The 20,465-nt window shown below is 68.2% G+C and carries 24 protein-coding genes; 12 read left to right on the top strand and 12 right to left on the bottom strand.

Annotation, left to right across the window (positions count from 1 at the left end; genetic code table 11):
* Positions 1-104 precede the first annotated feature (104 nt).
* Positions 105-689 (bottom strand): low molecular weight phosphatase family protein, encoded by a 585-nt coding sequence (locus V1351_RS04090; RefSeq protein WP_338750973.1) that lies wholly within the window; start codon positions 687-689, stop codon positions 105-107.
* 82 nt (positions 690-771) lie between these two features.
* Between V1351_RS04090 and V1351_RS04085 the strand changes: the two genes are divergently transcribed.
* Positions 772-2,208 (top strand): polysaccharide biosynthesis tyrosine autokinase, encoded by a 1,437-nt coding sequence (locus V1351_RS04085; protein WP_338750971.1) that lies wholly within the window; start codon positions 772-774, stop codon positions 2,206-2,208.
* 53 nt (positions 2,209-2,261) lie between these two features.
* Here V1351_RS04085 and V1351_RS04080 read toward each other — a convergent pair whose 3' ends face one another.
* Positions 2,262-3,761 (bottom strand): polysaccharide biosynthesis tyrosine autokinase, encoded by a 1,500-nt coding sequence (locus V1351_RS04080; protein WP_338750969.1) that lies wholly within the window; start codon positions 3,759-3,761, stop codon positions 2,262-2,264.
* 226 nt (positions 3,762-3,987) lie between these two features.
* Between V1351_RS04080 and V1351_RS04075 the strand changes: the two genes are divergently transcribed.
* Positions 3,988-4,656, top strand: coding sequence for a nucleoside-diphosphate sugar epimerase/dehydratase (locus V1351_RS04075; RefSeq protein WP_338750967.1), 669 nt, complete (start codon positions 3,988-3,990; stop codon positions 4,654-4,656).
* On the opposite strand, the gene V1351_RS16285 is transcribed toward V1351_RS04075, so the two are convergent.
* From V1351_RS16285 to cysD, 3 genes are all read right to left on the bottom strand, one after another.
* A complete protein-coding gene (locus tag V1351_RS16285) occupies positions 4,583-4,903 on the bottom strand; it encodes a hypothetical protein (protein WP_422389004.1) in 321 nt (106 codons plus the stop codon). The two genes, V1351_RS04075 and V1351_RS16285, sit on opposite strands and share 74 nt — an antisense overlap.
* A gap of 123 nt (positions 4,904-5,026) precedes the next feature.
* On the bottom strand, positions 5,027-6,271 hold the full coding sequence (locus tag V1351_RS04070; protein WP_422389017.1) for a sulfate adenylyltransferase subunit 1: 1,245 nt from the start codon (positions 6,269-6,271) through the stop codon (positions 5,027-5,029).
* Positions 6,272-6,282: 11 nt separating this feature from the next.
* Complete coding sequence (gene cysD / locus V1351_RS04065) at positions 6,283-7,194, bottom strand: sulfate adenylyltransferase subunit CysD (RefSeq protein ID WP_338750963.1); 912 nt, start codon at positions 7,192-7,194, stop codon at positions 6,283-6,285.
* A gap of 152 nt (positions 7,195-7,346) precedes the next feature.
* Between cysD and cysC the strand changes: the two genes are divergently transcribed.
* Genes cysC through V1351_RS04050 form a run of 3 tightly spaced genes read left to right on the top strand, consistent with a single transcriptional unit; the run spans position 7,347 to position 10,271 of the window.
* A complete protein-coding gene (gene cysC / locus V1351_RS04060; protein ID WP_338750961.1) occupies positions 7,347-8,564 on the top strand; it encodes an adenylyl-sulfate kinase in 1,218 nt (405 codons plus the stop codon).
* Positions 8,564-9,529, top strand: a complete 966-nt coding sequence (locus tag V1351_RS04055; RefSeq protein WP_338750959.1) for a sulfite exporter TauE/SafE family protein — start codon at positions 8,564-8,566, stop codon at positions 9,527-9,529. Before cysC ends, V1351_RS04055 begins: the two co-directional genes overlap by 1 nt.
* On the top strand, positions 9,522-10,271 hold the full coding sequence (locus V1351_RS04050; RefSeq protein ID WP_338750957.1) for a 3'(2'),5'-bisphosphate nucleotidase CysQ: 750 nt from the start codon (positions 9,522-9,524) through the stop codon (positions 10,269-10,271). The genes V1351_RS04055 and V1351_RS04050 overlap by 8 nt, the downstream gene beginning before the upstream one ends.
* A gap of 9 nt (positions 10,272-10,280) precedes the next feature.
* Here V1351_RS04050 and V1351_RS04045 read toward each other — a convergent pair whose 3' ends face one another.
* Complete coding sequence (locus V1351_RS04045) at positions 10,281-11,126, bottom strand: nucleotidyltransferase family protein (protein ID WP_338750955.1); 846 nt, start codon at positions 11,124-11,126, stop codon at positions 10,281-10,283.
* Complete coding sequence (locus tag V1351_RS04040) at positions 11,123-11,413, bottom strand: hypothetical protein (protein ID WP_338750953.1); 291 nt, start codon at positions 11,411-11,413, stop codon at positions 11,123-11,125. Before V1351_RS04040 ends, V1351_RS04045 begins: the two co-directional genes overlap by 4 nt.
* 139 nt (positions 11,414-11,552) lie before the next feature.
* Between V1351_RS04040 and V1351_RS04035 the strand changes: the two genes are divergently transcribed.
* Complete coding sequence (locus tag V1351_RS04035; RefSeq protein WP_338750951.1) at positions 11,553-12,374, top strand: hypothetical protein; 822 nt, start codon at positions 11,553-11,555, stop codon at positions 12,372-12,374.
* A 164-nt stretch (positions 12,375-12,538) separates the two neighbouring features.
* Here V1351_RS04035 and V1351_RS04030 read toward each other — a convergent pair whose 3' ends face one another.
* Together V1351_RS04030 and V1351_RS04025 are read right to left on the bottom strand one after the other, a co-directional pair.
* Positions 12,539-13,000: an Hsp20/alpha crystallin family protein gene (locus V1351_RS04030; RefSeq protein WP_338750950.1), complete on the bottom strand. Its 462-nt coding sequence runs from the start codon at positions 12,998-13,000 to the stop codon at positions 12,539-12,541.
* A 223-nt stretch (positions 13,001-13,223) separates the two neighbouring features.
* A complete protein-coding gene (locus V1351_RS04025; RefSeq protein ID WP_338750948.1) occupies positions 13,224-14,384 on the bottom strand; it encodes an NAD(P)-dependent malic enzyme in 1,161 nt (386 codons plus the stop codon).
* Between the two features lie 169 nt (positions 14,385-14,553).
* On the opposite strand from V1351_RS04025, the gene V1351_RS04020 reads away from it, so the two are divergent.
* Together V1351_RS04020 and sodN are read left to right on the top strand one after the other, a co-directional pair.
* Positions 14,554-14,883, top strand: a complete 330-nt coding sequence (locus V1351_RS04020) for a S24/S26 family peptidase (RefSeq protein ID WP_338750946.1) — start codon at positions 14,554-14,556, stop codon at positions 14,881-14,883.
* 85 nt (positions 14,884-14,968) lie between these two features.
* Positions 14,969-15,370 (top strand): superoxide dismutase, Ni, encoded by a 402-nt coding sequence (gene sodN, locus V1351_RS04015; protein ID WP_338750944.1) that lies wholly within the window; start codon positions 14,969-14,971, stop codon positions 15,368-15,370.
* Positions 15,371-15,432: 62 nt separating this feature from the next.
* Here sodN and V1351_RS04010 read toward each other — a convergent pair whose 3' ends face one another.
* From V1351_RS04010 to V1351_RS04000, 3 genes are all read right to left on the bottom strand, one after another.
* Positions 15,433-16,707 carry an HD-GYP domain-containing protein gene (locus V1351_RS04010; protein WP_338750942.1) on the bottom strand — a complete coding sequence of 425 codons (1,275 nt, stop codon included), beginning with the start codon at positions 16,705-16,707 and terminating at the stop codon, positions 15,433-15,435.
* The gene (locus V1351_RS04005) at positions 16,704-17,858 is read right to left on the bottom strand and encodes an HD-GYP domain-containing protein (RefSeq protein WP_338750940.1); all 1,155 of its coding nucleotides are present in this window, start codon (positions 17,856-17,858) and stop codon (positions 16,704-16,706) included. The genes V1351_RS04010 and V1351_RS04005 overlap by 4 nt, the downstream gene beginning before the upstream one ends.
* Positions 17,859-17,965: 107 nt before the next feature.
* Entirely contained in the window at positions 17,966-18,313 is a 348-nt protein-coding gene (locus tag V1351_RS04000; protein ID WP_338750938.1) for a hypothetical protein, read from the bottom strand.
* A gap of 124 nt (positions 18,314-18,437) precedes the next feature.
* Here V1351_RS04000 and V1351_RS16280 point away from each other — a divergent pair, with 124 nt between their 5' ends.
* From V1351_RS16280 to rsrA, 4 genes are all read left to right on the top strand, one after another.
* The gene (locus V1351_RS16280) at positions 18,438-18,512 is read left to right on the top strand and encodes a 50S ribosomal protein bL37 (protein WP_422389016.1); all 75 of its coding nucleotides are present in this window, start codon (positions 18,438-18,440) and stop codon (positions 18,510-18,512) included.
* 249 nt (positions 18,513-18,761) lie between these two features.
* Positions 18,762-19,280 carry an RDD family protein gene (locus tag V1351_RS03995; RefSeq protein WP_338750936.1) on the top strand — a complete coding sequence of 173 codons (519 nt, stop codon included), beginning with the start codon at positions 18,762-18,764 and terminating at the stop codon, positions 19,278-19,280.
* A gap of 220 nt (positions 19,281-19,500) precedes the next feature.
* Positions 19,501-20,151 carry a sigma-70 family RNA polymerase sigma factor gene (locus tag V1351_RS03990; RefSeq protein WP_338750934.1) on the top strand — a complete coding sequence of 217 codons (651 nt, stop codon included), beginning with the start codon at positions 19,501-19,503 and terminating at the stop codon, positions 20,149-20,151.
* Complete coding sequence (gene rsrA / locus V1351_RS03985; RefSeq protein ID WP_338750932.1) at positions 20,148-20,444, top strand: mycothiol system anti-sigma-R factor; 297 nt, start codon at positions 20,148-20,150, stop codon at positions 20,442-20,444. Before V1351_RS03990 ends, rsrA begins: the two co-directional genes overlap by 4 nt.
* Positions 20,445-20,465: the final 21 nt, after the last annotated feature.

Genomic DNA, 20,465 nt, shown 5'->3' with positions numbered 1-20,465 from the left:
GCTGGCAACCGACACCGTCGTTGCTCGACGACGCCCACCTTCGCTCGATCGCCGAGCCGCCCGTCAAGCGCGGGCGACGGCCACTACCTGCTCGATCTGCTCGGTCAGAACTGCGCCTCGAACGCCCCGATCCGCTCGACCGCAGCATCCACCTCGGCAGCCATCTGGTCGAAGGCCTCCTGCGGGCGACGGTAGGGGTCGGCGATGTCGTCGGCACCTTCCGCGACGCGGCTCAGTCCGCGCTCCCGCGCCAGGTGCGACGGCAGCGCGGCCCACCGCTCCTCCGGCGTTGCCAGGCCAGCGAGCCGCTGTGTCCACGGCTCACGGGCCTCGGCCGAGTCGAGCAGCCGGGCGAGCTCCTTGAGCGTGAAGGCCCGCTTGAGGTGGCGTGGGGAGTACGAGAGCACGATCTTGCGGTGGGCGACCTCGAGCGGCAGGACGATGTCGATGTCGTCCAGCATTCGCTCGGTGATCTGGCGCGCCGCGAAGTCGTCGTGGGCGATACGTCTCCCCTGCAGGATGCTGGAGCTGCCCGGGTCGACCGGGTCGCCGATCATCGCGTGCGTGCCCGCGCTGGTCACCACGAATGTGCCGGGCCGCACGGCGTCGAGGCGATGCTGCAGGGCGAGGTGGGCATACGGCGATCGACAGATGTTGCCGGTGCAGACGGTCAGGATGCGCACGCTCATGCGCACATCCTGCCGCACCGCCTGTGCTGTGAAACACTCGCGGTTGCCGTGTGACTACCCCTGATCGAGAGGCACCAAGCTCGTGGAGCTGCAGGACTACCTGAAGATCGTGCGCAAGCGCTGGATGACCATCGTCATCACCACCTTGGTGGTGGTGGGTCTGGCCGCCGGGTGGACGGCCCTGCAGACGAAGCAGTACACCTCCAGCACGCAGTTCTTCGTCTCCGTCTCGGGCTCGGACGACACGTCGGCACTCCAGCAGGGCAGCACCTTCACCCAGCAGCGGGTGAAGTCCTACGCCCAGCTCCTGAGGACTCCCCGTGCTCTGAATCCGGTGCTCGACGAGCTCGGTGACGACACCGCCACGGCGGACCTCGCGGAGCAGATCACCGTCACCACTCCCCCGGACACCGTCCTCCTCGAGGTCTCGGTCACCGACTCCGATCCCGGTCACGCGCAGGAGATCGCGACCGCCATCGGCACGACCTTCCCCACGGTCGTCTCCGAGGTGGAGTCGCCCGAGGACGAGAGCAGGACCTCCCCGATCAAGGTCACGCTCGTCGAGCCGGCCTCGACGAACTCGACGCCGACCAGCCCGGTCCCGGTCCGCAACCTCGCCCTCGGGCTGGTCCTCGGTCTCCTGCTCGGTCTCGGCCTGGCGGTGCTGCGCCATCTGATGGACACCACGGTGCGCACCGACGACGACGTCCAGGAGATCACCGAGGAGCCGATCATCGGCGCGGTGCACTTCGACCCCCGGGCCGGCAAGGAGCCGCTCATCGTCGAGAGCGACCCGTCCTCGCCGCGGTCCGAGGCCTTCCGCGCGGTGCGCACCAACCTGATGTTCGTCGATGCGGCGAACCACCCGCGCACGATGCTCATCACCTCGTCGATCCCGGGCGAGGGGAAGTCGACGACGATCGCCAACCTGGCCCTGACTCTGGCGCAGTCGGGCTCGCGGGTCTGCCTCGTCGAGGCGGACCTGCGCCGTCCGCGGCTGCTGGAGTACCTCGGGCTGGAGGGCGCCGCGGGCCTGACCGACGTCCTCATCGAGCGCGTGGACCTCGATGACGTCCTCCAGCCCTACGGTGCGGATCGCCTCGATGTCATCGGCGCCGGCGCGATCCCGCCCAACCCGAGCGAGTTGCTCGCCTCCGACCCGATGAGTCATCTCCTGGCGCAACTGTCGGCCCGATACGACTACGTCCTCATCGACACCCCGCCGGTTCTGCCGGTCACGGACGCCGTGGTGCTCAGCACGAAGGTCGACGGGGTCATCGTGCTCGTCGGCACCACGATCGTGCGCAAGGAGCAGCTCGAGTCGACGCTCGAGTCGCTCGGCGCCGTCGACAACACGCTCCTGGGGCTCGTCCTCAACCGGGTGGGCACCTCGTCCTCGGGCGGCTACGGGTCCGAGTACTACGGCTACTACGCGCCGGAGAACCACCCGACCTCACGGACAGCGCGCAAGACCAGCACGTCCGGACGAGCACAACACTCTCTGGTCCGTTCCCGCTGACCCCCGGGACTTGCACGACGGGTCCGACACCCCTACCTATCGACGCGCGGGTGTCAGTTCACCTTGACGCGCTTGCCCCTCACGGCCTTCGCCTCACGGCGGGTGGCCGGCGCCGCAGACCGGTCAACGGCCTCGTAGGCATAGTCGCTGGTGTACGCGTTCGAGTAGCCGTACTCGGCATCGCCGTAGCGGATCCGGTCGACCTTGCGGGTGGAGATCATGTTCAGGACTGCCCCGAGGACCTTGCCGTTCACCGTCCGCAGTGACGCGGTGGCTCGCTCGATCTCTTCCTTGTGCGTCTTGCCCGCGGCGACGACGAGGACCGCCCCGTCGGCGCTGCGCGTGAGCAGCGCCCCGTCGGTGACCGGTAGCAGTGGCGGTGCATCGAGGATGACGAAGGATCGCTGGGCCAGTTGCTCGATGAGCTGACCCATCCGCTGCGAGCCGAGCAGCTCCGATGGGTTGGGCGGCACCTCGCCGGCAGCGAGGATCTCCAGACCCGGGGTCGCGCAGGGCTGCAGTGCATCGTCCAGGTTGGCCGTCCTGGCGAGCACCTGGGACAGGCCGACGCTGCCGTCGAGGTCGAAGGCCCGGGCGACAGCCGAGCGGCGCAGGTCGGCGTCCACGAGGACGACCTGTTCCCCGGACTCGGCCAGCACGGTGGCGAGGTTGGCGGCGACCGTGGACTTGCCCTCGCCCTGCTTCGCGCTGGTGATGACGATGGAGCGCGGCTGGTGGTCGACGTCGACGAACCGCAGGTTCGTGCGCAGTTTCCGCAGCGCCTCCCGCTCGTGGAAGGCCTTGGTGCGCCGGATGTCGCCGCGCTCCGACCCCAGGTCATGGCTCATCGGCAGCAGGCCGAGGACACCGGTGCCCATGACCTCTTCGACGTCATCGGTGTGGCGGACCTTGGTGTCGTTGTGGTGCCGGACGGCGGCGATCCCGTACCCGACGAGCAACCCGACCAGCAGCCCGATCGGGAGCACCCGCACCGGGTCCGGCGAGGAGGGCGCGGTCGGCAGGATGGCCGACTCGTTCGGCTCGATGAGCACCTGCGCCTGGGACTGCACCTGCTGCGTCTTCCCGTCGGGCCCCGCCGTCGTCCGGCTCGGCCCCGCTTCCTCCATCCGCTTCGCCTCGGCGGCGGCGGCGGTGACCACGGTGTCGGCGATGTCGCGCGCCGCTTCGGGGCTCGCCCCTGTCGCGGTGACGTTGATCGTCACACCGTCTGGCGGGACCGTGGCGGAGATGCGAGTCACCAGCTCTTGGGGCGTGGTGTCGAGGTCGAGCTCCTCGATGACGTTCTTGGCGACGCGGCGATTGGTGAAGAGGGTGACGTAGGCCTGTGCCTTCTGCTGGGCCAGCGTCTGCGCGGAGTATGACTCACCGATGCTCTCCCCGCTACCCGCGGTGACGTACCCGCCCGCCGTGGCGGTGTACTCCTTGGGTTGCAGGGCCATCCAGAGGAACCCGAGGAGGAGGCCGGCCAGGGCACAGACACCGATGACCACGACCTGTCGACGGGTCAGCTTCCAGAGGTCTTCCAGGGTCACGCGCTCTCCTCGCACGGTCGGTCGACCGTGTGTCCACGGCGACGAGCGCCTCCCGTCGCCGCCGGTCAGTATAGGGCCCGGCCGGTCGCACGGCCCCGACCTGCGTTGCCATTCCCCCTGTGACACACTGGCGCCGGCCACGATCAGGACGTGACCGTACTCATGATCATCGCCATCGGGGAGGCAGCGACCGCGTGCAGTGGAGTGACAGGTTGTGAAGCAACCGATGCCGACCCCACCGGCGGCGGACAAGCGGATGGGCCGGTGGTTGTGGGCCATCATCGACCTCGCGGTCGTCGTGGTCGCGACTCTGCTCGCCGCGTGGTTTCGGTATGACTTCGGCACGCAGGCCTTTGCTGCGCCGGTCTGGCAGTTCGCGGGCGTCGCCGCAGCCGCCCACCTCGTCCTGGGTGCGCTCTTCGGCCCCTATGCCGTCGGTCACCTCCGGGGGTCCTACGAGGAGATCATCGACCTGACGAGGACGGTCCTGCTGTGGGCCGTCCCGCTGCAGGTGGTCACGGTGATGGGCCCGTGGGACCTGGGTCCCCGCTCACTGCCGTTCACCGCGGGCACGGCAGCACTGGTGGGCATGTTCGGCGCCCGTTTCGTCCTGCGCACCGTGCGCAGCCGCATCGATCCCAAGAGCGGGTCCGAGGCCCGCCTCCTGGTCTTCGGCGCCGGCGAAGGGGGTCGTCAGCTGGTCCGTGCACTGGTGCGGGACCCTGCAGCACAGATGACACCCGTGGGACTGCTCGACGACGATCGCAGCAAGCGGCGGATGCGCATCGACGGCGTACGGGTCCTGGGCAGCTCGGCCGACCTCACCATGGTGGCCGCACACCACCACGCGACGACGCTCGCGATCGCCGTCCCGAGCGCCGAACCGGCCTTGTGACCACATAAACATTGACATCCGTCAGGGAATCGGGATCGGTGCTGAAAGTCAGTTCCTTTGCAGCGCTCAACTCATCCGAGGACACCTCAAGCGTCCGGTCGACGCCTTGGTTCAACTCTTCTATGCGGTGAGCATTGATGTCGAACCCAGTAACGGGGTAGCGCTTCGCGAAGGACGCCGCAAGCGGCAAGCCAACATAGCCGAGCCCGATGACTCCAAGGTGAATAGATGTGGGCAAGGCCACCATATGGTGGGTCTCCTAATAGATTGAGAGTTAGCGCTGTTCGTGCCAGTACTTCGAAGGAATGCACCATCCAACTTGGGTTCGACTGGCCAACCGTCGCGCGCCCAAGCTTTGTCCGCGATCGGCTTAGCCGTTGATCATCCCTGCGCCCACGGTGACGCCTGTCGCCTCGTCGATGAGGATGAACGACCCAGTCGTTCGGTTCTGCTCATAGGAATCAGCAAGCAGCGGCTGCGTCACGCGCAGCTGCACGCGGCCGATCTCGTTCAACAGCAGCTCGCCGGCATCGGGGTCGCGATGCAGGGAGTTGATGTCGAGGCGGTACTGGATGTCCTTGACCATGGCGCGCGCGGACTTCGTCGTGTGCTTGATCGCCAGCTTCTGCCGAGGGCGCAGCGGGGTCGGTGACATCCAGGAGATCATCGCGTCGATGTCTTGGACCGGCTCCGGTTGGTTGTTCACCCGGGCGATCATGTCGCCACGGCTGACGTCCACGTCGTCCGTCAGCCGCACGGTCACCGACATGGGCGGGTAGGCCTCCTGCAGCGACTCCTCGTGCAGGTCGATGGCCTCGATGGTGCTCGTCATCCCGCTGGGCAGCACGATGACCTCGTCGCCGGGCTTGAGCACGCCACCGGCGACCTGACCCGCGTACCCGCGGTAGTCGTGGAACTCGTCCGACTTCGGCCGGATGACGTACTGCACCGGGAAGCGCACGTCCCGCATGTCCCGGTCGGAGGCGATGTGCACGTTCTCCAGGTGGTGCAGCAGGCTCGTGCCCTGGTACCACGGCATGTTCTCGCTGCGGTTGACGACGTTGTCGCCCTGCAGAGCCGAGATCGGGATGATCGCCAGATCCGGGATGTTCAGCTTCCCGGCGAAGGCGGTGAACTCCTCGTTGATTCGGTTGAAGACCTCTTCGGAGTAGTCGACCAAGTCCATCTTGTTGACCGCGAGCACCAAGTGCGGGACGCGAAGCAGCGACAGCAGCACTGCGTGACGACGCGACTGCTCGGTCAGGCCGTGCCGAGCGTCGACCAACACCAAGCCGAGGTCCGACGTGGACGCGCCGGTGACCATGTTGCGGGTGTACTGCACATGGCCCGGGGTGTCAGCGATGATGAACTTCCGCTTCGGGGTCGCGAAGTAGCGGTAGGCGACATCGATGGTGATGCCCTGCTCGCGCTCGGAGCGCAGCCCATCTGTCAGCAGGGCGAGATCGGTGTAGTCGTAGCCCTTGTCCTGGCTGGTCTTCTCGACGGACTCCATCTGGTCCTCGAAGATCGACTTGCTGTCCAGCAGCAGTCGCCCGATCAGCGTCGACTTCCCGTCGTCGACGGATCCGGCTGTCGCCAAGCGCAGCATGTCCATACGGTCTTCCATCAGAAATACCCCAGCTTCTTGCGGTCTTCCATCGCCGCCTCGGAGAACTTGTCATCACCACGGGTGGCGCCACGCTCGGTCACCCGCGAGGCAGCGACCTCCTCGATGACCTTCTCCACGGTGTCGGCCTGCGACTCCAGGCACCCGGTCAGGGTCAGGTCACCAACTGTGCGGAAGCGCACGGTGCGCTCGGTGACTGTTTCCCCTTCGCGGCAGGGGTTGTACTCGCTCTCGGTGAAGAGCATCCCGCCCCGCTCGAAGACGCGACGCTGGTGCGCGTAGTAGATCGAGGGGATGTCGATGTCCTCGCGGGCGATGTAGTGCCAGATGTCCAGCTCGGTCCAGTTGCTCAGCGGGAAGACGCGCATGTGCTCGCCCTCGTGCAGCCGACCGTTGTACAGCGACCACAGCTCCGGGCGCTGGTTCTTCGGGTCCCACTGACCGAAGTCGTCGCGGTGGGAGAAGACCCGCTCCTTGGCGCGCGCCTTCTCCTCGTCCCGACGCCCACCTCCGAAGGCAGCCGTGTAGCCCTCGGACTCGATCGCGTGCAGCAGCGTGCCGATCTGGAGGCGGTTGCGGGGGGTCTTGCCGTCGTCGACGACGATCCCGTCGGCGATTGCCTGCTCGACGGATGCCTCGTGCAGACGGACACCCAACTTCTCGACCCAGCGGTCACGCGTGGCGAGCACCTCGGGGAAGTCGTACCCGGTGGCGACCTGGAGGACCGGGAAGGGCACCCGTGCCGGGTAGAACGCCTTCTCCGCCAAGCGCAGCATGACGATGGAGTCCTTGCCACCGGAGAACATCAGCACCGGCTTCTCGAACTCGGCCGCGACCTCGCGGAAGATGTGGATGGACTCGGCCTCGAGCTGGTCCAGGTGACTCAGCCGGTAGTCGGCATGGGTGGACATCGTCTCTCTCACGGCAGGGGACATGGATCGCGGGCCAACCATACCGCCGAAGACCCGCCGTCGGCGCGCTGGGACTGGTTGGGTCGGTTGAGCGCGGCGTCACAGCGCGTTGCTGGGGGGCCGGCCCCGATGGACCTGCCAGAATGCGTGGCGTGACTGGACCCGTACGCGCCCGCCAGTACTGTCCCCCCTTCGACCAGCTCGACGCACTCGAGCGGCTGCGGGTGGGGGCCTGTGCCCCGACCGACCCGATGCTCCCTCTCGACAACGAGGTGCGCGACGCCTCGCGATCTGCCGGACTGGAGATCGTGGACCCCGAAGGTGTCCCCCTCGCCCGGTTCCCCGCGGTGCAGATCGGCAACGCCGGAGCGACAGGCACACCGGAGTGGTTGGGTAACGGCTCCCCCCGGCCCTACGAGCCCCTCTACCTCTCCCCCTCGCAGGTGCGCTCGGCGGTGGACGCAGGCGCTCTGACAGTGGTCGTCGACCGACGACTCAACCGCACCGACACCGCCGAGATCCGCGCCCTCGCCGACGGCCGGCCCGTCCTGCTGCTCGTGCTGTCCGGTCCGACGATGTCGCCCTACACCCGAGGGGTGACCCTGCTGCGCCGCAGCCTCGAGGTGGCCAAGGGTCTGCGCGAGGCTCGGGTCGTGGCCGTACCCCTCGATCCACGGATTGCCGCCGCGAACCCGGCGCTGCAGGACGAGGTGGTCTCCGCGTACGCGCCCGGCGCCGTCGCCTGGCTCGGCACTCACACCACCCGCCTGCCCGACACCCAGACGATGCACGGCGCCGGCGACTCGGGAGGACTGGTCCTCTTCTTCACCGGCTTGTCCGGCTCCGGCAAGTCCACCGTCGCCCGGGCCGTCCGCGAAGCAATCCTCGAAGAGGACGGCCGTCCCGTCTCCATCCTCGACGGCGACGTCGTGCGCCGGCACCTCTCGGCCGGCCTGACCTTCTCCCCCGAGGACCGCGAGACCAACATACGACGGATCGGCTGGGTCGCCGCCGAGATCGCCTACCACGGCGGCGCGGCCATCTGCTCGCCCATCGCCCCGTACGACTCCACCCGCAAGGCCGTGCGCGCCATGGCGCTCGACCGCGGCGGCGACTTCGTCCTCGTCCATGTCAGCACCCCCGTTGAGGAGTGCGCCCGACGGGACCGCAAGGGCCTGTACGCCAAGGCCCAAGCCGGCGAGATCACGGACTTCACCGGCGTCACCGCCCCCTACGAGGCACCCACGGACGCTGACCTCGATCTGGACACCTCGTCGATCAGCGTCGATCAGGCCCGGGACCGTGTCCTGGCGCTGCTGCACGAGCGCGGCCACCTGGTCGATGCCACCCAACCGGAGTGGAGCATCTGATGTTCGACGTCACCTCACTGCTCCTGGTGGCCTTCGGCGTCGGGATCGTCATCGGCCTGACCGGCATGGGCGGCGGAGCGTTGATGACCCCCGCCCTGATCTTCCTGGGCATCCCCCCGACAACCGCCGTGGCGAACGACCTCGTGGCCGCCGCCGTCAACAAGTCGGTCGGCGCCGCCGCCCACCTCAAGCACGGCACACCCGACCTCAAGTTGGCCGCGCTGCTGATCGTGGGATCCGTCCCGACTGCCGCCGCCGGCGGGTGGCTGATCAACCAAGTGGGCTCACCCGAGGAGCAGCAGGCCTTCGTCAAGGCCGCCATCGGTGTCGCGCTGCTGCTGGCGGCAGGCACGTACGTGCTGCGGACCCTGCTGAACATGCGCCACAACATCCAGGTGGCCAGCGAGGGCGGAAGCCCCGACAGCGACGAGGCCCCCTCACTGCGGGTGGTCCCCACCATTGTCGTCGGCGCACTCGGGGGTCTGCTCGTCGGCCTGACCAGCGTCGGGTCCGGCTCCCTGATCATGGTCGCCCTGCTCATGCTGTATCCACGCCTGGCGCCGAACAAGCTGGTCGGCACCGACTTGGTCCAGGCCATCCCCCTCGTGCTCGCCGCCGCGGTCGGCCACGTGATCTACGAAGGCATCGACTGGTCCATCCTGCTGCCGTTGATCATCGGCGGCGCCCCCGGCACCTACCTCGGTGCCCGCCTGGCCTCCTGGGTCCAGCAGAACGTCGTCCGCCGCGGCATCGCCATCGTGCTGTCGCTGACCGGTCTGGGCATGCTCGGTCTGCCCCCGGTGTGGGTCGGGATCGCCGGAGCTGCGCTGCTGGTCCTCGGGCCCATCGTGTGGGGACTGGTTCGCAAGGGCCACGGGCTACCGCCCTTCCCAAACACCCGCGAGGAAGGCCTGCAGGCCGCCGCCGAGCGCTACAAGCAACGACAAGGAAGCCACGATGACTGACGATCACGCGCTCGCCGCCGAGCTGGCGACAGCGGCCGGTGAAGTGCTCCTGCGCACCCGTGAGGAGCACGCCGGCATCGACCCCAAGGAGCTGAAGGACCTCGGCGACCGGGTCTCCCACGACTTCCTCATGGCCGAGCTGGCGAAGGTCCGTCCCGAGGACGCGGTGCTCTCGGAGGAGGGCGCCGACGACCACGTCCGCCTGTCCGCGCAGCGGGTGTGGATCGTCGACCCGCTCGACGGCACCCGTGAGTTCAGCGAGGTCGAGCGCGACGACTGGGCCGTGCACGTCGCACTGTGGCGGGCCGGCAACCTCGTCGCCGGGGCCGTGGCCCGCCCCGCGAAGGGCGTCACCTACTCCAGCGCCGACGACGCGCCGGCAGCGGGCGCGGCAGGGGCCCCCCTTCGCCTGGCCGTCAGCCGCAGCCGGCCGCCGGAGTTCGTCACCCGCCTGGCCGACCACCTCGGCGCCGACCTCGTGGAGATGGGCTCGGCCGGGGTGAAGGCGATGTCCGTCCTCGACGGGACCGCCGACGCCTACGTCCACGCCGGTGGCCAGTACGAGTGGGACTCCGCCGCGCCGGTGGCCGTCGCCCGGGCGCACGGCCTGCACACGAGTCGCATCGACGGCTCGGGGCTGGTCTACAACAACGAGAGCCCCTACCTGCCGGACCTCGTCATCTGCCGACCCGAGGTCGCCGAGACCATTCTGGGAGCCATCAGCACCGTCAAGGCCAACTGAACGGGGCACTCACAATCCGATGAGCTTCTTCGCACGAAGCAGAAGGATCTGACCCCTGCTTCGAAATTCGACCCGATGGGCATCCGCCCAGAACTGTGCCTGCGCTCGACTCAGCGTGATTTGCTGCCACACAAAGCTCGGCAGAGCCCACGGCGCTCGAAGGATCATGTGACGCAACAACAACCGCCTCCGGTCACCTCCCGCCTCACTGACCCAACGTCTGTATCCCGGTGTCGTGGGTTCAGGCACAGGGGTACCTCCTACGGCCGTGATGAGAGTGGCGACAGACTCGCTAGCACCCAGCGAAATCGTCGCTTCCTCGAGCCGCGCCACGTCAACGTCGCTTGAGCCTGCCACGACCTTTTCCACTGCAAGTGGCCAGTCCCGCGGCCTCTTGGACTTCATGGCATTCAGCGCCTCGACAACAAGGGCATCTTCCTTAGACGGGGTCACTACCGCGGCATGAGCAATCTCCACAGCGCTTCGTCGGTCCCACATCTCCTCAAAGGCTGCAGGCCATCTAAGAAGGCCCAAGAAGGCGTGGTGGACGTCGACGCTCGCCGGAAAGAGAGGATGCCGATAGGTCTTCGAGTACGCGAACGCGTCCAAGGCTGCTGGAAGCCTGTAAGAGATACTCATCCAATTGGCAGACTCCAAGACACACGCAGTCCTTGCTCGGTCATCCGGGTGGATCAGCAGGTCAACATCGTTACTTTGGCGCGGCCGCCGGACCCCGAGCACCACGAAGGCGGGTCCCTTGATCACCAGTGAACGTACGCCGGCGTCTTCGAGGAGCCGCTGCAGGTACACCGTGCCCAGCGGCACGGCCTCGGCGAGGGTCAGCGAGTCGGTCACTCGGCTTCCGCCCGCACCACGAGGGAGGCGTCCCGCAGCATCTCCAGCGCAGCGTGCACGAAGCCCTCGGAGTCGTCCTGGACGACGCCGTCGGCCACCACCCGCAGCTGCTCCACCGAGACGGGACCCTCCGCGAGGGTCGGCCACAGGCTGGCCACCGGCTCATGGACGAGCAGCGGCACGGGCGCCACGGCACGGGTGTCGATGAGGGCGACCCGGCCCTCCCCCGCGACCCAGGCGATGCCATCCGGCGTGCGCCACCGCTGGTCACCGTCGGTCATCGTCATGACCGCAGCATAGGGACCACGTCGAGCGCGGCGACGCCCGCCTGCGTGACACCCACCACAACAGTAAGGAAAGAGTAAGGGGCCTTGTTACGCTCCGCACGGCCATGCCGCAACTACACCAGTAGACCCAGGAGACACCGTGCCCCACGCCACGAACCCCGCACCGAGTCCCAGCCGGCGCTCCGTCGCCAAGGGGGTGGCATGGATGGCCCCGGGGGTGACCATCGCCGCAGCCGCACCCCGACTGGCGGCCTCGGACGTGGGATGTTCGTCGGAGAGCCAGCAGGAGATCAACAACGCCATCACGCTCGCCAGCACCAAGCACGCCCAGCTGCAGCTGAACTTCTACCAACTGGCCGCCGCCCTGGACGGCGCGGCCCAGCGGGTCTACATGAATCTCAAGAACCTCGGCACCGCCCCCGTATCGGCGAGCCCGGAGAACCCGATCATCATCGAGTTGACCCTCCACGCGGCCGACCCCGCACAGACCCGGTCGGTGACGACGTACGGCACCCGCGGCTGGGGCACAGTCGACAAGGGTGAGTGGATCAACGGCACGCTGACGTTCACGTGGACCATCACCAAGAACCTGCCCATCACCACCGGTGCGGGCACCGAGTGCGACATGTACGTCGCCCTGGGCCCCGGTGGTGTCACGACACCGGGCAAGCAGGTCCACGCGGAGGCCGTCATGACCTCCTTCGGCGTCAACGACGACCTCACGGGCGACGACTTCCCCGCCCTGCACGACATCGTCGACACCACCCAGGTCCTGGAGTGCCAAGAGCACTACCACGCCAAGGTCCAGGCCAACCCCACGGCCAGCTACACGCTGTACGCCTCCGGCAGCAAGACGTCCGGGATGGGCATCGACTGGCCCGTCGGCGAGGCAGTGAGCTCCAAGACCATCGGCAACGGCGCCTCCGGTGGTAGCGCCACCTCGGAGAACGGCATCTGGTGACCCGCACCCCCTGAGGGACGCGCGGCTCTGTGGCTGGCCCCATCCGCGACTCCACGGCGGCCGGTTCCCGACCGCACGGTGGGCGTTCCACTCCCTTCGCCCGCGTCCCCGCACGACAGCGGCCCCGCCATCCGGCGGGGCCGCTGTCGTCTCGGGGCTCGGCCTCAGCTGTCGATCCGCTGCTGCTCGTCGGTGGAGGCAGACACCTCCTGGGGCTCGGCCCCCTTGCCCTCCACGGAGATCTGACGGGGAAGTGCCCGCTGGTCGAGCGGCAGGGTCACCGTCAGCACTCCGTTGTCATAGTTCGCCGTGATCCGATCGGGGTCGATGTCGTCCCCGAAGGTGATCTGGCGACGGTAGCTGCCCGAGAACCGCTCGCTGGTCAGCCACTGGACGTTCTCCTCCGGCGGCGCCGTGCGGTGCGCGGTCAGGGTCAGCACCCCTCGACCCATGTTCACGTCGATGCTGCCCGGATCCATCCCCGGCAGGTCCGCATGGATGACGTACTGCTCGCCCACACGGAAGACGTCGACCGGCATGAACTGCGGCGAGCGTGGGGTGGAGCGGGCGCCCAACAGGCCCTGGGCCAAGGCATCCAACTCGGTGAGTGCATCAGTGCGCATCATCAGAAACAACCTCCAACGATGAAGGCCACCCACCGCCCCCGCGGGGGTGGCGCTACCTGTAACGACAGTCACAAATTTAGCACTCTCACCTTGAGAGTGCCAAGCCCCTGATCGGCCCGCGACCAGCCCCGGCGATCGAGCCCGCAGACCGCACGCCCCGGCCCCAAGACGGCCCCCCTTCGCCCTGAACCGAAGGGGGGCCTCCTTGGGGCCGGGGTGCGGGTCAGACTGCGTGCGCGGCGACCGCTGCGGCGACGGCCTCGGCGACGCCCTCCTGGAAGACCGGGGGGACGATGCAGTCGGCGGTGGGCTCCTCGACGAGGTCGGCGATGGCGCGCGCGGCGGCGAGCTTCATCTCCTCGCTGATCTGCACTCCCCCAGCATCCAGCGCCCCGCGGAAGATGCCCGGGAAGGCGAGCACGTTGTTGATCTGGTTCGGGTAGTCGCTACGACCCGTCGCGACGACCGAGGCGTACTTGTGCGCGACGTCCGGGTGCACCTCCGGCGTGGGGTTGGCCAGCGCGAAGATCATCGGGCCCTCGGCCATCGTCGCGACCTGCTCCTCGGGGACGGTGCCGCCCGAGACACCGACGTAGACGTCCGCGTCCTTCAGCGCATCGGCCATCGTGCCGGTCTTGCCGGAGACGTTCGTCGTCGCGGCGAGCATCTCCTTGTGCGCGACCAGGTCGTGGCGGTGCTTGCCGATGATGCCGCGCGAGTCGCACACGACGATGTCCGTCACACCGGCCAGCTGCAGCAGCTGGGTCACCGCGACACCGGCCGCGCCGGCACCACCGACGACGACGCTCAGCGACCCGATGGCGCGGTCGACGACCCGGCAGGCGTTGATCAGGCCGGCGAGCACGACGATCGCCGTGCCGTGCTGGTCGTCGTGGAAGACGGGGATCTCCAGACGCTCGCGCAGCCGGCGCTCCAGGTCGAAGCAGCGCGGCGCGGAGATGTCCTCGAGGTTGATGCCGCCGTAGCTGGGCGCGATCCGCACGATCGTCTCGAAGAGCTCGTCGACCGACCCGGACTCAAGGCACACCGGGATGGCGTCGACGCCGGCGAAGTGCTTGAAGAGGACGGCCTTGCCTTCCATGACCGGCATCGCCCCGAGCGGGCCGATGTCTCCCAGGCCGAGCACCGCGGTGCCATCGGAGATGACCGCGACGGTGTTGTTGCGGGCCGTGAAGCGCCGCGAGAGAGCCGGGTCCGCCTCGATGGCCAGGCAGACGTCGGCGACACCGGGCGTGTAGAGCAGGGACAGGTCCTCCTGCCCCTCCAACGGCTTCGTTGCCCGTACCTCGACCTTGCCGCCCTCGTGGGCGACGAACTGCGGGGCAGTGAGGTCGTAGGTGGCGGGGGGCTCGGACGCAGACACGGCAGACAAACCTCGGAAGAATCGAAAGGATCTTTGAACGCTTTGGGTGGCCGGGTGTGGTCACGGTGGGCGGCTGGTGAGCCGAGCGACATCCTTTCACACCGAGCGAGGGGTGCCGTGGAGGCTCCGTCGTCGCGCCTGCGCCGTCCGGGCGCCTACGATGCCGCCCATGATCCGACCGGGCCTGGCGCGCGTCGTCGGCACCTCGATGGAGCCGACCCTGCGCGAGGGCGACCTGCTGCTCGTGCTCTGGGGCGCCCGGCCACGGGTGGACTCGATGGCGATCGTGCGGCTCCCCCGCGACGAGCACGGCGCGCCGCGGCCGGTGTCGGTCAAGCGGGTCACGGGCGTCGATCCGGTGGACCCCGGCCGGTGGTGGGTCGAGCGGGACAACCCGAGAGTCGGCGTGGACTCCTGGCTGGTCGGTTCCCTTCCCCGCTCGGCGGTCCTCGCCAGGGTCCTACTGCGAATACCTTGCAGGAGAGCCCCCTCCACGTGACCTGTCGTCCTCATCCGAGTAGGTTGAGAACCAGCGTCGCCCGCATGGCGGGCGGCAGCACCCGACCACGAGAGGAAGGCACCCTATGCGTCTTCGCGACATCTTCCAGATCACCGAGGTCAGCGCCCACTGCGACCTCCCGTGCGGTGTCTACGACCCCGCGCAGGCTCGCATCGAGGCCGAGTCGGTCAAGATGATCATCCAGAAGGCCAACCAGAGCGACGACCCGGACTTCCGCACCCGTGCGATCGTCATCAAGGAGGAGCGCTCCGAGCTGGTCAAGCACCACCTGTGGGTGCTGTGGACGGACTACTTCAAGCCGCCGCACTTCGAGAAGTACCCGCAGCTGCACGTCCTGGTCAACGAGGCCACCAAGCTCGCGGGTGCCGCCGGCACCAAGGGCGAGTTCGACGAGGCCAAGGCCGACGAGCTGCTGGCCAAGATCGCCGAGATCGACAAGATCTTCTGGGAGACCAAGCAGGGCTGACCTGCTCGTCCCGATCGACGGGGGTCCACTGCACACGGTGCGGTGGGCCCCCTTCGTCGTGGTCAGATGATCAACGCGCCCTCGTCGACGAAGACCTGCTCGAGCGCCGCGACGACGTCCGGGTCGTACTCGTACCCCAGCCCGAGGTGCAGCCGCTCCAGGGCCACCTGTCTCGCCCGCGGCGAGCGCGCGCCCTCGGTGATGTCGTCCCAGGCGTTGGCGACGCGCACGACCCGCGACTCGATCGGGATGTGCTCGCCGAACTCGCGCGACCGGCGGAAGGGGGTGCGCACCTGGTCCAGCAGCGGCAGCAGCTCTTCGAACATCGGCGCGCTCCCGACGATCCGGACCGTGGTCTCGGCGATCCGCTGCTGCGTGCGCGAGGACGCATGGATCGTCCTGCCGCCGGGCAGCGGCTCCGGCAGACCGAGGTGCCCAACGTCGTGCAGCAGCGCCGTGCGCTCGATGCGGTGGCACACCTGCGGATCGACGTCCATCACCGTCGCGATCCGCACCGCGACATCGGCCACCCGACGGCCGTGCCCGGTGCGGGAGAACCCGCTGATCTCCGGCAGCCGGGACATCGCAGCGATCGACTCCTCGAGGTCACGGCGACTGTCCTGCACCCACTGGACCGCGAGGTACATCATCAGCACCGGCAGGAGCAGGAGCGGGATGGCCACCCAGTCCAGGACCGGACGCGCCACGGCGATGAGCGGGCCGGCGGACGCGCTGGCCGCCGCGACACCCGCGAAGGGACGGAACTCGTCGGTCACCAACTCGGCGAGCGTGCCCCCCTCCTCGAGCCAGATGATCAGCTTCTCCAGGACGGTCTCGACGAGGCCCCCCACGGCCGCCACCGCCAGCAGGGCGAAGGCCGCGACGGCTCGCCGTGTACCGTCCGCGAAGGCCCACTCGACCAGCGTGCTGTCACCGAGGCTGACGTCCCGCGCGAGGAAGGCCGTCACGGCCAAGCCGAGGAAGCGGGCGCCCAGGGAGCCCTCGACCACCGGCCTCCCGCGGAATCGACGAACCAGGGCGCCGACGAGCATGCTCAGCCAGACGATGACCAGGACCGAGGCGGCACTGGGCGCCTGGCCGTCGAACATCAGCGGGGCAAGGACGAGGCCCAGGGCCGGGGCCGTCGTCAACGGCGCCAGCACTCGCTGGGCCAGCCGGATCGGCAGCTGCTCGCCGATGATGATCGCGATGATCGCGACCACGACGAAGGGGGTGAGAGCCGTCTCGTCGAGCTCACCACGGATGGCCGCGCAGGTGCCGACGAGGATGGTGAAGGTGAAGAGGATGAGCCCGGGTGGGACATGCCTCAGCCTCATGGGACCACCGCCGGGAGCTGCCCTCGCCCGTGCGCCCGCCGTAGGGCGTTGACGCACACCTCGTCCCAGGCCGAGTCCACCGAGGACTCGCAGAGACGGACGGCCTCCTCGGCCGTGCGTCCGGCCATGACCGCGTCGCTCCAGGCATCGGCGACCGCGAGGATTCGGCTGCCGAGGGGGATCTGCTCCCCGACCAGGCCCTCCGGCCTGCCCTGCCCGTCGACGCGCTCGTGGTGACCGGCGATGTACGTCAGGGGTGTCGCGAGGAATCCGATGCCACCGAGCACCGACGCCGAGGCTGCTGCCTGGTCACGACGGACGATCGCCGCCGGCTTGCCCTCGAGCGCGAGCAGGCCCACGTCACGCAGGTGGGCGGCCACCACCACCTTGTCGACGAGCGACGGCCGCACGCCCACGGCTGCCGCGATCGCCTTCGCTGCGTCAGCGGCCAAGCGGCTGGACTCAGCTGCTCCCGGGTGACGCGTGTCGAGCGCGGTGACGAAGGGCGTGCAGACCTCGCGTCGGACGGCCCACTCCTCGGCGAGCTGCCGCAGGCTCCACTGGATGACGACGATCGAGGGCAGGAAGAACAGCGCGGAGGTCCACCCGAGACCGGCTGGTGACCACAGGACCACCAGCAGGTAGGCCGCGACGTATGACATGGCGTAGGAGCCACCGACTCGCAGCAGGACGTTGGGCAGGATGGAGGCAAGGGAGCCCCCGGAATCACGTTGCAGCACCCCCGCCAGGAGCGCCGCGTTCATGAGTGCTGCAGCCGCGGCGGCGGCAGCCACGTCGAAGGCCAGCGCCAGCGGGTCCACACCGACTCGGGCCGGCAGAGCAAGTCCACCGACTGCGACGTAGGCCAAGGACCCGAAGAGGACGAGCAGCACCCTCTGGGCCGCGTTGAAGATCCGTTTGACGGCCGTCGTGGAGTCGGTGATCGTCGGCACGAGCGCGACCACGCCCGCACCGGTGGGACCGATGAGGGGGATGGCGGCGACCTGGACGATGGCCGAGACGGAGAACTGCATCGGTCCCACGGCCTGGGGCCTGCCCAATGAGGCGACGAAGGCCACCACGACGAGGGCGATCACCCAGCTCGTCGGCCGGGGTGCGCCGGAGACCAGGACGGCGCAGAGAAGCGCCACGACTGCCGCCGTGGCGACAACGGCGACGTAGATGACCGTTGAACGCGGAGTGACGGTCGACGGCGGGGGCTGCGTCCGTCCGTACTTACGCAGCCCCAACCCCCCTGTTAGGCCCAGTCGACGTTGGTGGTGTGCGCACCACCGGCCCAGTCAACATTGCGATTCGACGCGGCCCAGTCAACGTTGCGATTCGACGCGGCCCAGTCAACGTTGCGAATCGACTTGGCCCAGTCCACATTGCGATTCGACGTGGCCCAGTCGACGTTGAGCGTGGACGTGGCCCAGTCGACGTTGAGAGTCGACGTGGCCCAGTCGACGTTGAGGGTGGACTTGGCCCAGTCGACGTTGAGGGTGGACTTGGCCCAGTCGACGTTCCCCGTGGCACTGGCACCCCCAATCAGGCCACCGAGAGACAGCGCGAGGGCGGAGGCTGCGAGCATCGTTTTCGTCTTCATGTGGTACATGATGCCAGCAAAACTACTCTTGACGAGAGGTAATGCGATGGATGTTTGCGCATGCCAGACTGGGCACCTGACCACAGCCTGCTGACCGGCGGGCCCCCGACCCAGAGGAGTCACCTTGAGCAAGCGCGCTCGCAAGCGTCGTGACCGCAAGAAGAAGAACGCGAACCACGGCAAGAAGCCGAACGCCTGAGTCGTTTCACAGGCAACGAAGGGGGCGGTGTCCGGATGACGGACACCGCCCCCTTCGCCTGTCTCGGGACATCGGTCCAGTAAAGACACCAAAAATCAATGACAAAAACACGGCCGGACACTACGCTCAGCAAACATTCAGATTCCGACGAGGAGTGGATTGCCGCATACGCCGCAGCCGCTCAGGCAGAGCACCCGTCCGGGGCCGGGCCCGCGTGGCAGGCCTCTCGCCGAACCCAAGGAGACAGCCGTGAGTGACGCCCACGCGTACAACCCCAATCCCCCCACCCAGAACCAGGAGCGGCCGGCAGAGCTGCTCGACCGGTTCGTGGCCAAGCTGATCGACTTCGTGATCACCGGGGTCGTCTATGCGGTCATCGCCGCGATCCTCGCCGTCGCCCTGACGGTCGGCACCGGGTCGAGCTGGCTCAGCGGGGTGGTGACCTCCATCGTCCTGGTCGCTCTGCAACTGGGCTACTTCACCTTCCTGGAGTCCAGCCGTGGGCAGACCGTGGGGAAGATGGTGATGAAGCTGCACGTCCAGGGCCCGAACGGGGGCCTGCCCACCACTGAGGAGGCCCTCAAGCGCAACCTGTGGATGGCGATCTCCCTGATCGGGATCATCCCCCTCATCGGCTGGCTGATCCAGTTCGTCGCATGGATCGCCGCACTGGTGACGATCGCCATGGGCATCAACAACGACACCGCCAATCGCCAGGCGTGGCACGACCAGTTCGCTGGTGGGACTCGGGTCATCAAGGCCGGCTGACCACACCCATCCGTCCCGTCCGCGCACCCGGTCGACCGACCGGGTGCGCGGACGCGTTTGCAGTGGTGGACGTGACGCGTCCCGGTGCGGGTCGAGGTCCGGGAATGCGTGCCCGGCGGGTGCTGTTGGACCTCACGAGAAGACACACGAGGGACAGGAGCCTGACTTGCTCGTGCTGCACGCCGGGGAGCGCACCGCCACACCGCTAGGGTGGAGTGCGATGACCGACCCCACGACTGACGAGTTCGAGGCACAGGCGCAGGCCGATGCCGCGGCTGACGTCACAACCGAGACCACCGAGCAGCGCCGCGCGCGTTTCGAGCGCGAGGCGATGCCGCTGCTCGACCAGCTCTACTCCGCCGCGCTGCGCACCACGCGCAACCCGACAGACGCCGAGGACCTGGTCCAGGAGACCTACGCGAAGGCCTTCTCCGCCTTCCACCAGTACCGCCCGGGGACCAACCTCAAGGCGTGGATGTACCGGATCCTGACCAACACGTACATCAACACCTATCGCAAGAAGCAGCGCGAGCCGAAGCAGTCGGACAACCCCGTGGTCGAGGACTACCAGTTGCACAAGGCCGAGCAGCACACCTCCAAGGGACTGCGCTCCGCCGAGGTCGAAGCCCTGGACCGGATGCCCGACAGCCAGGTGAAGCAGGCCCTGCAGGACCTCCCGGACGACTTCCGGATGGCGGTCTACCTCGCCGACGTCGAGGGATTCGCCTACAAGGAGATCGCCGAGATCATGGGCACTCCGATCGGGACCGTCATGTCGCGCCTGCACCGGGGACGGCGTCAGCTGCGCGAGAAGCTGACCGACTACGCCGCCGACCGCGGGGTCGCTGCCGCGAAGGAGAACCAGTCATGAGCCAGGACGAGCACGTGGACTGCTCGCAGGCGCTGTACCGGATGAGCGAGTACCTCGATGGCGAGATGACCACCGAGGACGCCCACGAGATCGCCCGCCACCTCACCGAGTGCGCCCCATGCCTCGAGGAGCACGAGCGGGAGCAGATCATCAAGCAGATCATCCGGCGCTCCTGCGCGCGGGAGACCGCTCCGACCCAGCTGCGCACGACGATCATGCAGCGCATCACGACGATCTGCGACGACGGCTCGTGGGCCGAGGTCACCCAGGTCCGGCGCGTCAGCGACGGCTGACACCCACGCTGGTTACGCTGG

This window comes from Janibacter sp. A1S7 (assembly GCF_037198315.1).
Classification (GTDB): Bacteria; Actinomycetota; Actinomycetes; order Actinomycetales; family Dermatophilaceae; genus Janibacter; species Janibacter alittae.
The sequence above is the reverse complement of the archived record's forward strand: the minus strand, read 5'-3'. Positions and strand labels throughout refer to the sequence as shown.